15 protein-coding genes and 1 riboswitch are annotated in these 14595 nt (G+C 42.5%); of the genes, 4 read left to right on the top strand and 11 right to left on the bottom strand.

Annotated features, from left to right (window positions below; translation table 11 throughout):
* Positions 1–44: 44 nt before the first annotated feature.
* From AR335_RS11245 to mutM, 7 genes are all read right to left on the bottom strand, one after another.
* On the bottom strand, positions 45–1178 hold the full coding sequence (locus AR335_RS11245; protein ID WP_062235505.1) for a Gfo/Idh/MocA family protein: 1134 nt from the start codon (positions 1176–1178) through the stop codon (positions 45–47).
* 17 nt (positions 1179–1195) lie between these two features.
* A complete protein-coding gene (locus tag AR335_RS11240; protein WP_062235503.1) occupies positions 1196–2218 on the bottom strand; it encodes a Gfo/Idh/MocA family protein in 1023 nt (340 codons plus the stop codon).
* Positions 2219–2271: 53 nt separating this feature from the next.
* Positions 2272–3381: a GntR family transcriptional regulator gene (locus tag AR335_RS11235; RefSeq protein WP_062235500.1), complete on the bottom strand. Its 1110-nt coding sequence runs from the start codon at positions 3379–3381 to the stop codon at positions 2272–2274.
* A 130-nt stretch (positions 3382–3511) separates the two neighbouring features.
* Positions 3512–4342, bottom strand: a complete 831-nt coding sequence (locus tag AR335_RS11230; RefSeq protein ID WP_062235497.1) for a carbohydrate ABC transporter permease — start codon at positions 4340–4342, stop codon at positions 3512–3514.
* Positions 4343–4353: 11 nt separating this feature from the next.
* On the bottom strand, positions 4354–5271 hold the full coding sequence (locus tag AR335_RS11225) for a carbohydrate ABC transporter permease (RefSeq protein WP_062237036.1): 918 nt from the start codon (positions 5269–5271) through the stop codon (positions 4354–4356).
* Positions 5272–5314: 43 nt separating this feature from the next.
* The gene (locus AR335_RS11220) at positions 5315–6697 is read right to left on the bottom strand and encodes an extracellular solute-binding protein (RefSeq protein ID WP_062235494.1); all 1383 of its coding nucleotides are present in this window, start codon (positions 6695–6697) and stop codon (positions 5315–5317) included.
* A 316-nt stretch (positions 6698–7013) separates the two neighbouring features.
* Positions 7014–7823: a bifunctional DNA-formamidopyrimidine glycosylase/DNA-(apurinic or apyrimidinic site) lyase gene (gene mutM, locus AR335_RS11215; RefSeq protein ID WP_062235491.1), complete on the bottom strand. Its 810-nt coding sequence runs from the start codon at positions 7821–7823 to the stop codon at positions 7014–7016.
* Between the two features lie 109 nt (positions 7824–7932).
* On the opposite strand from mutM, the gene AR335_RS11210 reads away from it, so the two are divergent.
* Positions 7933–8289 (top strand): DUF2512 family protein, encoded by a 357-nt coding sequence (locus AR335_RS11210; protein WP_062235488.1) that lies wholly within the window; start codon positions 7933–7935, stop codon positions 8287–8289.
* A 55-nt stretch (positions 8290–8344) separates the two neighbouring features.
* Here AR335_RS11210 and AR335_RS11205 read toward each other — a convergent pair whose 3' ends face one another.
* Positions 8345–9544: a phosphoglycerate dehydrogenase gene (locus AR335_RS11205; protein WP_062235486.1), complete on the bottom strand. Its 1200-nt coding sequence runs from the start codon at positions 9542–9544 to the stop codon at positions 8345–8347.
* Between the two features lie 127 nt (positions 9545–9671).
* A riboswitch (ZMP/ZTP riboswitch) is annotated at positions 9672–9750 on the bottom strand.
* A 173-nt stretch (positions 9751–9923) separates the two neighbouring features.
* Between AR335_RS11205 and AR335_RS11200 the strand changes: the two genes are divergently transcribed.
* Entirely contained in the window at positions 9924–10250 is a 327-nt protein-coding gene (locus AR335_RS11200; protein ID WP_156418930.1) for a hypothetical protein, read from the top strand.
* 2 nt (positions 10251–10252) lie between these two features.
* Here the strand turns inward: AR335_RS11200 and AR335_RS11195 are convergent, their stop codons facing one another.
* Complete coding sequence (locus tag AR335_RS11195) at positions 10253–10750, bottom strand: metallophosphoesterase family protein (RefSeq protein ID WP_062235479.1); 498 nt, start codon at positions 10748–10750, stop codon at positions 10253–10255.
* A gap of 202 nt (positions 10751–10952) precedes the next feature.
* On the opposite strand from AR335_RS11195, the gene AR335_RS11190 reads away from it, so the two are divergent.
* Positions 10953–12341, top strand: coding sequence for a peptide MFS transporter (locus AR335_RS11190; protein ID WP_062235476.1), 1389 nt, complete (start codon positions 10953–10955; stop codon positions 12339–12341).
* A 59-nt stretch (positions 12342–12400) separates the two neighbouring features.
* Here AR335_RS11190 and AR335_RS11185 read toward each other — a convergent pair whose 3' ends face one another.
* Together AR335_RS11185 and AR335_RS11180 are read right to left on the bottom strand one after the other, a co-directional pair.
* Positions 12401–12586: a hypothetical protein gene (locus AR335_RS11185; RefSeq protein ID WP_053358100.1), complete on the bottom strand. Its 186-nt coding sequence runs from the start codon at positions 12584–12586 to the stop codon at positions 12401–12403.
* 108 nt (positions 12587–12694) lie between these two features.
* Complete coding sequence (locus AR335_RS11180) at positions 12695–13606, bottom strand: rhodanese-related sulfurtransferase (RefSeq protein ID WP_062235473.1); 912 nt, start codon at positions 13604–13606, stop codon at positions 12695–12697.
* Positions 13607–13771: 165 nt separating this feature from the next.
* Here AR335_RS11180 and AR335_RS11175 point away from each other — a divergent pair, with 165 nt between their 5' ends.
* Positions 13772–14554 carry a LysM peptidoglycan-binding domain-containing protein gene (locus tag AR335_RS11175; protein ID WP_156418929.1) on the top strand — a complete coding sequence of 261 codons (783 nt, stop codon included), beginning with the start codon at positions 13772–13774 and terminating at the stop codon, positions 14552–14554.
* Positions 14555–14595: the final 41 nt, after the last annotated feature.

Below are 14595 nucleotides of genomic sequence, written 5' to 3'. Positions count from 1 at the left end.
CGCCAAAAAAGCTGCAGATACCCCTGCAGCCTTTTCGGTATAATTTATTGAAGTATTTTATTTGTTTTGACAGACTTGTCTAGATCTTTCTCTTCTTCGTCGAAATAAACCGCCTTGCCAGATTTGGCAGATTCGTAGATTGCTTCAAGAATCTCCGTAACCACCAAAGCCTGTTCCGGTTTAACTACCGGCTCCTTGTCGTTCAGAATAGCGTCGATCCACAGTCTTGCTTCATGCTCGGCATCGCTTTCTTCATCCGCATCATAAAATGCGACTCCTTTTCCATCAACCTGAACCTCATTTGTGTATAGCTTGCCGAAGTCTTCTCCGTTTATCCTTAGTCCGTCCATCATGTCGGCTCCGCCTTCTGTTCCACATAGGGTACACATGGCTTCACCTGTCTGTAAGGTATTCAGTGCCCAGCTCGTTTCCAGCGAGATGGTTGCTCCGTTTTTCATGGTGATCATGCCAAAGGCTGAATCTTCTACGGTAAACTTTTCAGGATCCCAGGAACCCCAGGCGTTTGCTGCGTCTTTCTTTTTGCCGAGTTTGTGATAGGTCGTTCCGAGTACTGCCTTCGGTTCGTAATTGTTCATCATCCATAGGGTCATATCGAGTGAATGTGTACCGATATCGATCAGTGATCCCCCACCCTGCTTTTCTTCATCCAGGAACACGCCCCATGTTGGGACAGCACGACGGCGGATCGCGTGTGCTTTCGCATAATAGATATCTCCAAAATCTCCGCGCTCACACAGCTTATGTAAATGCCAGCTGTCTGCACGGAAACGATATTGATAGCCGATGGTCAGTTTTTTCCCTGTTCGTTTGGCGGTCTCGACCATTCGGCGGGCATCAGCTGCTGTTTTGGCCATTGGTTTTTCGCACATTACATGTTTGTCCGCTTCAAGAGAATCGATCGTGATTTCTGCATGGGAATGGTTCGGTGTACAAACATGAACGACGTCAACGCGTTCATCCTCAAGAAGTTCTTTGTAATCGAGATACACTTTGGCATCCTCGGTTCCAAACTCCTGAGCCGCTTTTCTTGCTTTTTCTTCTTCCAGGTCACAAAAGGCAACCAGTTCTGCTTCGTCAATCTTTGAAAGGCTTGGCATATGCTTTCCGTTGGCGATTCCGCCGCATCCAATAATTCCGATCCGTATTTTCTTAGACACGATAACTTCCTCCTTGATTATTGATTTAAGAGAACTTCTTTTACTTCAGAAATTGAAACCTTTCTTCCTTCAGCGTTTGATCGTGCTGCTGCTTCGTTGATTAAGGTAAGACTGCAAACATCTTCTTTCGTAATCGTCGTTTCTCCTCCATTCAGTATGGACTCCGCCCATTGTTCCATCGGCATCGGAAGTGCTTCGGGCAACTGCTGTGGTGTGGCCCAGCCCTCTTGATCAAGCTGTCTGCTAGTTAGACGAATTTCGTTTTCTTCAATCAGTAAGGCTCCTTTTGTACCGTAAACCTCTAACTGAAAAGGACTTCCATACGATAAAAATCCGGTTTCCACCGTTCCGAGCGCACCTGATTCATATTCGACAAGGACCATCGCACTCTCCTCCACATTTCTTTCATTACTTTGTTGAAAAATAGACGTTACCGCTTTTGCAGGCCCTGCCAGCCGGTTGGTTAAATAGATGGGATGGGCGCCAAGGTCGATTAACGCTCCACCTCCGCATTGTTCTTTGTTATAAAAATGTGGAGGAAGCCAGCCATTTACATTGCCGCTCTCAGGAACAGCACCATTATGTGCCAGCCGGCAGCGAATCGATGTCAGCTCCCCTAGCCACCCCTGATCTAACGCGTGCTGTGCATACAAATAGTAATTGGTTGTCAGCCTCGGCAAGGAGACAGTTAACTTAACACCTGCTTTTGCCACAGCCTCATAGATTTCTTCACAGTCAGCTGTTGTTAACGCAAGGACCTTCTCTGTAAAAACATGTTTTTTGTGTGCGACGGCTGCCATGATCACTTCTTTGTGCAAATTCGTGGGTGTGTTGACGATAACCGCATCAATTCCAGGGTCTTGCAGCACTGCTTCAAGTTCTTTTTCAAAACGTACTCCCAGTTCTTGGGCCCATTTTTCTCCCCTCGAAGGATCTTCATCCCAAACTCGTTGAATAGAAAGGGATGGATTGCTTTTTGCCTCTCTCGCATAATCATCAGCATGAACATGCCATTTGCTTAATAACGCTACGGAAACCACTTTTCATCACTCCTCCTCTTTATCATGAAATTCTTACATTTTTGAAAAGGTTTTCAATGGAGTGGACGGGTAGAATCTCCTTCTATTAATTCCACGTCCAAAAATTCTTTTTTAATAGAAGAGCTGCCGTTCATCATCTCCAGCAATCGGTTAAGAGCAAGCCTTCCCATCTCTTTTTCGTTTTGGCGAAGGTGAGTAAACTCCCAGCCGCTTAAATTGTTGTCGTACGCATCAAAACATAAGATTGAGAGATTTCCAGGAACACGAAGACCCAACTCTTCGGCTGCACGTTTGGCAAGAACCGCAATGTTGTATTCCAGGGCAAATATCGCTGTGATCTCTGGGTGCTTTTGAAGGTGTTTCTTGATGATCTCGACATCATGTTCTGGTTTAATATCTTTGCTGATAGAGGATGGCAAAGATTTTTTCAGATCAGAACACCATAATTGCCGGTTAACGATTCGGTTCTTTTCTTCATACGCGCGCAGTATACCGTTAAAACGGTCTACGACGGTCGTCGTTTCTGCAGTGGCTGGTCCCAGAACACCGACGTATTCATGTCCCAATTCGAACAAATAGTTTATTCCCTGTTGAGCAGCCTTAATATTGTCAGTCGAAACGAACGCCGCGGCCACTCCCTTAAAGGTTCGGTCAATCAGCACAAACGGATATTCTGTGATCACCATTTTAAGAATCTCAGATCCATAATGTTCAGCGTGTGCAGGATAAAGGATTAACCCGTCTACTCCAAAGTCGATCAGCTGTCTGATAGCATCTGCCTCTTTATCGATTGATCCATTTGTACGCTTTAATATCACGAAACAGCGATGATTGGCTGCTTCTTCAATACTGGCAACCACTTTTGAAACATAACTGTCATCCAAGTCAGGCACAATCAATCCGACTAAAAACTTGTTGGTTTCTTTTACGTCATTTTCTGGGTTGTCTGTTGAATCTTCAGACACGAAGGTCCCTTTTCCGCGCTGGCGAAACACGAGGCCTTCACTGACTAGTAACTCCAACGCCTTCTTGCTGGTTATACGGCTAACTTGAAAGGAGTCTGATAGTTCTTTTTCAGAAGGTACCCGATCTCCTGCTGCATACTGGCCATTGATAATATTTTTTTTGATTGATTGATAAACTTGCTTGTATAAAGGTTCCATGTTACCACTCCAAAAACAGAAATATGCATACTATATCTGGAAAACAGTGTATACATATTGATTATACCTGAAAGGTCTGACAATTCTAACAGTTAACTCCTTCTTCGAACCGGCCTGCTTCCACTCACAGTCACCCTTTGGAAGCCCCGCCCAGGCTGAAGCCTTGAGACATAAAGCGCTGCGAAAAGATGTACAAAACAATCGCCGGGAAGGTATACAGAATGGAAAATGCGGCGAGTTTACCGTACTCTACCATTCCAAAGTTGCCAAAAAACTGATAAATGGTAACTGAAGCAGGAAGCTTCTCTGGAGACTGAATGAGAATATACGGTACAAAGAAATTGCCCCAGCTGCCTGAAAAGGTAAAAATGCCGACCGTACAGATACCTGGAATCATCAATGGCGCGACAATTCTTTTCAGTCCCTGCCATACCGAGGCACCATCAATCCAAGCGGATTCCTCAAGCTCCAGTGGAACGGCATCCATGAAGTTTTTCAGCATCCAGATTGCATAAGGGAGTCCGGCCGCTGTTAAAAAGAACATCGTCCCCCATAGCGAGTCTTGAAGTTTCATATAAATAAACAACTGATATACTGGCACCATAACAGCCGTAATCGGCAGCGAAGTCATAAAGAGAATCGTAAACATAAAATGCTTTTTATATTTCATCTGATAACGAGAAAGTGGATAAGCAGCCAGCCCTGCCACCAGCACCACGAGCAGGCCTTGCCCCAAAGAAAGAAGCAATCCAATGATAAAGGCCCGAATGTTTACCGGATCGGTTAGGATGCTTTTAAAATTATCCACCGTAAATGCAGTTGGAACCTTAATGGAGGAGTTGGCATTGGGATCGACGGATGCGATAAGCACCCAAAGAAGCGGAAGGAGAAACAGAACACCTATGACCGTTAAAATGACGTATGGCAACGTTCTTTCCAGCTTTATGAATTTTCTTTTCATCGATCTCCCTCCTAAACTTTGACTTTCATCGATTTTAAATACAGAAGGCTTACCAGCACACCGATTAATAAAAGAATAAGTGAAATGGCAGTACCGTAACCAAGCTGATAGTTGACAAAGGCTTGATTGTACATAAAGATCGGCAATGTTTGTGTTGATGTGCCCGGCCCTCCGCCCGTCATTGCATAAATTAATGTGAATACGCCTAAGGTTTGAAGCGTAACTAGGATCATGTTTGTAACAACAGAGCCTTTGATCATCGGCAGGACGATCTTATAAAGAACCTGGAACCGTGAAGCACCATCCACGACCGCTGCCTCTTCAATACTTTTTGGCACATCATCCAGTGCGGCCTGAAAAACAAGCATGGAAAACGCGGTGCCGTGCCAAATGTTAGCGATGATCACACTCGTCATCGGAAAGGTAAAAAGCCAGGCAACCGGTTTCAAACCAATTTGCTGCAGAATCATGTTTAACGTCCCGCTGTCATTTAGAAACGCTACCCAGCAGAAAGCCACGACAATTTCAGGAGTCACCCAGCCGGCAATTACTATAATACCTATCACCCGGCGGAATGCCGGATTTTTCTCTTTCATGAGCAGTGCCAGAATAAATCCAAGAACTTGCTGGCCCATGATGGCTGAGAACAATAAATACACAATCGTTTTGATCACGCTGATCCGAAAGTTAGGATCCTGAAACATATTCACAAAGTTATTGAAGCCCACGAATTGGGTCGCTTGCGCCTCACTCCCTGTCAGAGACAGGTTGGTGAAGGCAAAATAAAAGGTTAAAAGGATCGGCCCGATAAAAAAGATGAGCAGCAAGATCCAGGAAGGAAGTAAAAAAAGAAGCGATGTTACTAACTTTTTATGGTTGCTTTTATGAGGTGATGATGTTCTTCCAACAGATGTTGAAGGAGAAACCACAGGGTTTGCATCCAAAGAAAACACTCCTTTTCATAAAAAGACGTTACCTTTCGATCACTTTGTCTTTGCCTACAACACGTGTTACATTTTTCTGATAGTTTTCAACTGCCTGTTTTGGCGATGATTTTCCGGTAACCACATCTTCCACCGTAGATTGGATAACTGTGGAAACAGAAGGATACTTATCGACAGACGGTCTGAAATGGGTATGTTCCAGAAATTCAGAAGCCTCTTTAAACATCGGCAGGTTTAAGTATTCCGATTCTTTTGATACGTCTTCCCGCGGAGAAAGGTTGTTTTCTTTTAACAATAATTTGAGATTATTTTCTTTAGTAGAAATGAATTTAATAAATTCCCAAGATAGATCTTTGTTATCTGATTTTTTTGGAATGGAAAACGCCCATCCTCCTGACATTGAGGTTTGTCCAGGCTCTTCACCATTTTGGGTTGGCATGGCTGCATAACCCAGTGTTTTAAATGCATCCGGCCATGGTGCAGGTCCGTCTTTTCGGTAGTTTCCTGCCTGCCATATCCCGTCTAAACCTATCGCAAGCTTTCCTTTTGGCATCAATTGAGTATAGGCAATGGTGCCTCCCTGGCCGTTTAGTACTTGTGACAAGTTTGGACCCAGTTTTTCTTTATAAATGGTATCGATGAATGTATACGTATCAAGCAGTCCCTGACTATTCACGATCCATTTTCCCTTGTCCTCATCGTATAACGGATCTTTTGTACCATACAGCAGCATCTCGAACGTTTGCATGGAAGTGCCTTCACCCGTGGCTTTGCCAGAGTTCATCCACAATGGAATAACACCTGGGTCTTTCTTCTTAATGGTTCTAGCAGCCGTTAAGATATCTTCCCATGATTTTGGTTCCCATGGTACCGGCAGCCCTGCTTTCTTAAAAAGTTCTTTGTTGTACCACAGGCCTCGCGAATCTGTATTAAAAGGAACACCATACGTTTTGCCGTCCTGGGCTTTAACACCATTCTTAACATTGTCGATATATTGATTCCACTCATCCCAGCCTTTCAGCTTATCATCCAGCGGTTCAAGATAGCCCGCACTCGCATCCGAATTCACCATAAAAGTATCTTCCGTGACGATATCTGGCGCTGACTGATCAGACTTGAGCATTAGAGCAACTTTTGCAAAATAATCGCCTTCCGATGCGCTGATTGGAGAGAGCTTGATATTCGCTTTTGGATGCTCTTTTTTAAACTCTGGAATAATGTCATTGTTTAGCCAATCGGTCAGTCCTTTGTTCGTTCCTCCCCCATCTCGGAACGTAATGCTAATCGTGTTGCTGTCTCCCGACTTTTTATTCCCCGAAGTAGAATTGGCATCTGAACAAGCCGAGCTAAAAAGAACACTCCCAGTAATAACCGAAATTGCGGCCAGCTTTTTGTAGCTTTTTACTTTCATTTTCAACACCCTCCTCTAATTTTTAAAAATATTCGTATGTAGGATCTTAGAGGCAAAGATGACAGCGTTTTCAATAAAATCTAAAAAAATATCCTTTCTGAATTTTCAGTAAATTGGTTACACTATTAACTTAATTGATATACCTGATATATGTCAATATATTATTTGATATATCTAAAAAAAGTTCTGTTAGTCAATGTTGTTGATTTATGAGGGAGTGTGATTGAACCGCCTTCAGAAAAGAAATAAAAAAGAGACATCTCTGCCTCTCAGTCGTACACTTCTAATTCTCAATATTTTAAGGATTGCCTTGATTCTAAACCTGACAGTTAGGGCAGAAGAACGATTTTCGCGAAGAAATTTCCATTTTCCTGATTTCTGTTCCGCATCTGAGACACGGTTGATGCTCCCGTTCATAGACAAGCAAATGGTTGTTATATCCTCCTGTTTTCGAATCGCCAGCATACAGCGGATTTTCCATATATCCTCCAAATTGAATTCCATTTTGCAAAACCGGCCCAATCGCTTGATACAGTTCAATAACTTGGTCTGCATTAAGTTCGCTGGCTTTTCTTTCCGGCTGCAGTCTGGCCTGCCAGCATATTTCGTCTGAATAACAATTACCAATTCCTGCTAGAAATTTTTGATCAATCAAGATGGATTTCAATGTCCCTCTCTTCGAACCTAGGCGTTCCTGTAACTTTTCGAGGGTAAAATCGGGATTAAGAGGCTCTGGACCCAGCTCTTCCAATTTTTCTTTAAGCTCAATCCACTTCAGCAAATGAAGATAACCTAACCGTAACCCAATAAAATAAAGCCTTTTATCGCCGAAGGATAAAATGACTTGCTTAGTCCGATCAGGGTTATCTTGATTATTTCCAATATACATCCACCCGCCGAGCATGAGATGGAGCAGCAGTGCGTTCCCGGTGCTCAATTGAAAAATCAGATACTTAGCCCGCCTTCTTATATCAGTAACCACCGCTCCCTGCAATTCTGCTGCAAAGATCTCCGATTTTTTATTAATGGATTTTTTACGGTTGATCTCCACCTGTGTAATTGGCTTTGCTTTCAACTGGCGGGATAACGCCATCCTGTAATTCTCCATCTCTGGAAGTTCTGGCATGTCCTCCACTCCTGTCTTTTTTCAGCTGATGTTTAGTATGCTTCATTTTTGCTGAATTGAGACAAAAGATCGTGGTTACAATATCAGCAGACAGGAGGTTAAATATGATATGACCAGTTTGATCATAAAACTTATTGCGATTCCCATTGTTTTATTCGTCGCTGCTTTTTTCTTTCCAGGTGTACATTTCGAGAGTTATTGGCAAATCATTGTGGTGGGAATGACGCTTGCAATTCTTGGAGTCGCAGTCGAATACTTTGTCCTTCGCAAAGGGGCTCTTTGGATCAGTGTATTCATTGATGTGGCGGTATCCTGTATCATTCTCTATTATGCCTCAAACTTTCAATGGGAAGCTTCTGTTACTTGGTTTGGCGCTCTTTTAACAAGTGTCTTACTGGGAATCCTCGAATTTTTTACGCACCGTTATTTATTGGCTTCTCATAAAGCTCATAGCGAACCTATATAAAGAAAGCCTCAATTCCTTAAAGGAATTGAGGCTTTCTTTACAATTTTATTTGTTATTAGATCACACGCGTTGTAATGATGCCGTCAATTTCTTTGATCTTATCTTCTAAACCAGGGATTACCTCGCCGTTTACCTTATTGTCAATGTCAATCATCGTATAGGCGTATCCTCCTCGGCTTCTGTTAACCATGTCAGCGATGTTCAAATTATAGCTTGATACAGCAAGTGTGATCTGGCCCACCATATTCGGTACGTTTTCGTGGAAAGCTGCCACTCGCAGCTTTCCTGTATAAGGAAGGGAAGCGTTTGGAAAGTTTACGGAGTTTCTGATGTTTCCGGTTTCTAAAAATTCCTTCACCTGGCGGGTCGCCATAATGGCACAATTTTCCTCTGATTCTTTCGTGGAAGCTCCAAGGTGTGGGACCGGAACAGTATTTTTCATTTTCAGCACATTTTCATTCGGAAAGTCAGTAATATATTGGCCGACGATTCCATTTTCGAGTGCGATTTCCATATCCTTTTCGTTCACAAGCTCTCCGCGAGAGAAATTTAATATATGGACTCCCGGTTTCATAACATTGAACGCTTTCTGATTAAACATCTCTTTTGTATCAGGCGTTAAAGGAACATGTACTGTAAGATAATCTGATTCGGCAAATAACTGTTCAAGCGTCATCGCCCGCTGTACATTGCGGGACAGGTTCCAGGCTGTATCCACGGAGATGAACGGATCAAACCCAATTACATCCATGTCTAAATCAAGCGCATCATTCGCTACAAGTGCACCGATTGCACCTAAACCTATTACACCCAACGTTTTTCCCTTGATTTCTTTTCCAAGAAATTGTTTCTTTCCTGCTTCTACAAGTTTTGGTATTTGTTCACCTTCGCCTTCCAAAGTCTTTGTCCATTCCACACCGGCAAAAAGGTTCCTGGATGAAGCCATTAATGATGTCAGTACCATTTCTTTTACCGCGTTCGCATTAGCTCCAGGAGTGTTAAAAACAACAATTCCTTGCTCAGTACATAGTTCAACCGGAATATTATTAACTCCCGCCCCAGCCCGCGCAATGGCTTTGAGTTCATCTCCAAATGTTAAAGAGTGCATGTTAAAGCTGCGAACAACGATCGCTTCAGGATTGTCACTGTCGTTGTCTATAATATAGTTGCCTTTGTTGAATACCTTCAGACCGCTTTCCGCTATATTATTTAAGGTTTTGATGGTTTTTCCTTTTTCTAACGTGATTGTCGTCATTTGGTTCTCTCCTCTTTTTTATGATGGTTTCCTCTTTAATCAAATTATCAAAAGTAAAGCAGGAAACTTACGAATTACCCTATACTTCCTCAAATAAACAGAAAAGAGGTAAGGGAAAAAATCTCCTTACCTCTGCCCAGGCGAACGGCTGCGACACTATGTGCTCCCTCGCGGTTATCCGCGTTTCGCCAGTTACACATAGCCTTTTAATTTGTTTTATACTAACAAACTTTCAGGCAGCTATCAACACCTGTATATTAAAAATTCAAACATTTTATTTAGAGACTATCGAATTCTCTTAATCCCTGCTAATGTGAAGGCTTTTCCGTTAACCCTCTTGAGCGGAAAAGGTGGGGCTGTCCAAGAAGTCTGTAAGCTGTTGATTTCCGTTCCAGGGTGCTCGCTTTCCGCGGGGCGTGCGGTGGGCCTTACCGGCGTGAACGCCTACTTTTTGGCGCTAGCGCCTGCGGGAGTCTCACCTGTCACGCTAGTCCCGCAGGAGCCTCGCACCTTCCACTTCAATCAACTTTTCATTGAAGATTTTCAAGCCAAAAAGGAGCTGCTGAAGGTCAATTTTCGACTTTCAGGACAGCCCCTTTTTTATATGATCGGAACTATTTTAAGGTTTTACGGTTCAGTTCTAGGCGTTCAATCCCAATATTTGAATTTCGGCGAGAATAGGAATAAACTGCTTATTAGTTTATAATGTTAAATTTTATCTCTATAAAAGATATGCTTACCTTTTAGTTCCTGATCAATTGTAAGGATGCCGTGAGAAAAATATTTTTCTCTACGTTTATCAGTTGGTGAACCTGGGTTGAACATAAGAATCTCATTGAACATATAGTTCTTAGGAATATGGGAGTGGCCAAAGATGATGCAGTCCACTTTTTCATCCTGAAAAGCAGTGATTGCCCTTTTCTCTGTCGTCTGTTTCTTTCCATGTCCATGAACGATGCCTATTTTGTATCCATTGATTTCAAGGATGAGTTTCTCACTTAGAAGTTCTTTCATTTCCAGTCCATCCACATTTCCTGTCACTCCTTTGACAGGTGCATAGAATTGCAGCTCATTGTATAAATCTAACGTATGCCAGTCGCCAGCATGGATAATGAGGTCGGCAGTTTCCAGGTCACACAGGAGCCTTTCAGGCAGCTTTTTGGACTTTTTGGGCATATGGGTGTCAGCTATCACGACAATTTTCATAAAAAATTTCTCCTTCTTTTTCACACTTGGTCATTTTTTCATAGGCCGTAATCCTTAGTGATATCAAGGAAAGCGCTTTTTTGTGAAAATATTCATTATTTTCACAATTGAATTATAATAGCTTTTCCATTTAATTGTTATTGACTACTAAATATTTAGTAAATTAAAATATTTATAGATTAAACAAATTGGAGGCATCATGATGGAAGCAACTGTAAAAGTGGAGCAGGACATTCAGCTCCATACAAAAAAGAAACATCCACCTGGATTATACTTGCTCTTCTTCACTGAAATGTGGGAGAGGTTCAGCTATTATGGCATGAGAGCCATTCTGGTCCTTTACTTGACTAAATCGCTGATCAGCGGCGGTCTAGGCATGAGTGATAGCGTGGCCATGAGTATTTATGGATTCTTCACCGGTGCTGTATACTTCACACCAATGATAGGCGGATATTTAACAGACCGATTCCTGGGCAAAAGACTTGCGATTACCATAGGCGGTGTCACAATGGCGCTTGGTAACCTTGTATTGTTTGCCAATCAGAGTAAACCTGCATTCTTCGCTGGACTTGCATTGTTGATCATCGGAAACGGCTTCTTTAAACCAAACATTTCTACGCTTGTTGGTGATCTATACTCTAAAAATGATGCCCGTAAAGATGCTGCGTTCACTATTTTCTATATGGGAATCAACATTGGTGCATTCTTCTCTCCACTCATTGTAGGATTTCTTGCTGAAGATTTCTTTAAAACAACAGTTAATGGTGTTGAGCATTTCGGATTTAAATTTGGATTCTTAGCGGCGGCCATCGGAATGATTATCGGCCAGCTCCTATTCAACTTTCTTGGAAACAAATTATTAGGCGACATCGGCAAAAAGCCCGTTGGAGCTGCTCAAAATACTGTCAGCGATAATGTGAAAAAGAAACCTCTTACTAAAGTGGAGAAAAACAGAGTGAAAGTTATCGTAATTCTGACGTTCTTTGTTATCTTCTTCATGGCAGGTTTTGAACAAGCCGGAAGCTCGTTAACCCTTTATACGGACAAGTTCATTGACCGTACAGTATTTGGATGGACGGTTCCGACTTCTTGGTTCCAGTCACTTAACCCATTGTTTATCGTAATCTTTGCTCCAATCATCTCTATCTTATGGGTTAAATTATCAAAATCAAAACGCGGAGACCTGCCAACTCCTACGAAAATGGCAATTGGTATGATGCTGCTTGGTGCTGGTTTTGCTGTTCTTGTTCCTGCTCTTATTCAAACAGGAACCGGCGATTCTTCAGCAGTTAAAGCAAACATGATCTTCATGGTACTGACTTATTTCCTCCATACGATCGGTGAGCTTTGCTTACAGCCGGTTGGTTTGTCCATGACCAGTAAACTCGCTCCAGTTAAATTGGCTTCCCTTATGATGGGTGTCTGGCTTGCTGGATCTGGTTTTGCCAACATCCTTGCCGGACAATTGGCTTCTACTACTGAATCATTAGGATACTTTGAAGTATTCATGATCATCGGCGGAGTTACCATCTTCCTTGGTCTTATACTCCTAAGCCTTTCTAAAAAACTTGTGAAAATGGCAGCTGAATAAAACATGTAAATACGCATTAAAAACAGGCAGCCTGGCCGGCTGCCTGTTTTTAATGCGTACTAATGCTTATTTTGAAGTTCAAATTCTTTCATTCTAGCTTCTGCTGCTTCAGCTTTTTTCAGTTCCTTTGTATGTAACTGTTTAAGAAATTTAACCGTCATCCACGCCAGAATCACAAAAATGATGAAGATGAAGACAGCTGGCAGAAGTTCAAGCTTATTTTCCGGGAATTCCACATCAATCATTGAATACACACCTTTCTTGATGTCTCTGCCTATATTATACACCTATTGAAAACGCCTTCCAGTATAAAAAAAGTACCCTCTCTAAATTAAAGGGTACCCGGTACTCATTTAGGCTTCAATCGAACGGTTTTCTTTTACATAGCGGTTGTCCTTATGGTCCCGGCAATGAATGCTGCATGCCCGCTTATGCTCGTGCTCACATTCTTCACACATGAGCAGGTGTTTGTTGCATTCCGGATTGCCGCACTTCACATAGCGTTCCTCGGGCTTGCCGCAATGATAGCATGTGCCTACTACCTTTTCTGTTCCTGCTCTGTTGACCGGTACTGAGATGCGCTCATCAAAGACATAGCATTTTCCGTCCCAAAGGTCTCCCTTCACTTCTTCATCATAGCCATAGGAAATGATTCCGCCCTCTAATTGGGAGACATCCTGAAACCCTTCTTTTAATAAGAAGCCCGAAAACTTTTCACACCGTATGCCTCCCGTACAGTACGTTAGCACTTTCTTGTCCTTGTACTGGCTGAAATTTCGCCTGATCCAGTCTGGCAAATCTCTGAACGTTTCAACATCAGGCCGGATGGCGCCTTTAAAATGGCCAAGGTCATATTCATAGGTGTTTCTGGCATCGAGTATAACCACATCCTCCTGCTGCATTGCTGCATAAAAATCTTTTGGCGCAAGATGATAGCCAGTCAGCTCATTCGGGTTAACATCTTCTTCCAAGTTTAGGTTTACAATCTCTCTTTTCAATTTAACTTTCATCTTTTTAAATGCGTGGGTTTCAGACTGCTCGATCTTAAATACGATATCGTGAAACCGGCTGTCATTTTTCATATGCTCTATATATAAGCCCGTTTGATCGGTCGTTCCAGATACCGTTCCGTTGATCCCTTCATTTGCTACAAGGATCCTTCCCATTAATCCTATCGATTTACAGAATTCAAGATGCTCAGCAGCGAATTGCTCTGGATCTTGAATCGTGATGTATTTATAAAACAGCAACACTTGGTAACTCATTAATTTTCACTCCATTAGCTTAGTTTCAACTCAACTATCATAACAAATTTTACTGCAAAAAGGCAGATTGTATCATGAAAACGATTTCCCTTTGATTCCCAGTTGTTTTCATTTACTGGATGTGTGAATATTTGAATTGCGAGAATCATTTAATAAGGAGGAACTATGTTTTTTAAAACGGCCGCATTAAGTCTTACCGCTTTTCTGAGTATGACGACTGCCGCTTTTGCAGCAAGTCCATATACTGCAAAGCCGGGAGACTCCATCTATAGAATTGCTCAAACCCATCAGACAAGCGTTAAAACTATAATGAATATGAATCTATTGCACCAAACGATGATCTATCCTGGACAAGTCATTTATATTCCTGATCATTCAGCATTATATACCGTCCGCTTCGGAGACACTCTCTATACCATCTCAAAAAAATATGGACAAAGCATCCAATCTTTGATTCTGGAAAATCCGCAAGTCAAGAATCCCAGCTTGCTATATCCCGGGCAAACGATTGAGCTTCCAGCAAGCAACAAAACAGAAAGTCAGACTGTCAGCCAGTCGGCTCCAAGCCAGCAGGTTAATGTAAGCGCTAACGCCAAAGAAGTGGCCAGCCTCGTTAACCAGGAACGGAACAAACAAGGGCTCACTCCGCTTACTCTCAGCCAGAAACTAAGCAATGTCGCCCAGATCAAAGCAAAAGATATGGTGGAACGGAATTATTTCTCCCACACCTCACCAACTTACGGCTCGCCTTTTGACATGATGAAAACATTCGGCATCTCATATACAGCCGCCGGTGAGAACATCGCTGAAGGGCAACGTTCTCCCCAGCAGGTGATGCAGGACTGGATGAACAGTACAGGTCACCGTGAAAACATTTTAAGCAGCAAGTATAGCCAGATTGGCGTCGGGTACTACAATGGTGCCTGGGTCCAAATGTTCATTCGATAAAAAACGTTAGATTCTCACAAAAAAAGTCCAGTACTGTTCGA

The organism is Fictibacillus sp. FJAT-27399, assembly GCF_001510655.1.
GTDB classification, from domain to species: Bacteria; Bacillota; Bacilli; order Bacillales; family Fictibacillaceae; genus Fictibacillus_C; species Fictibacillus_C marinisediminis.
This window is presented reverse-complemented; position numbering and strand designations above follow the sequence as displayed.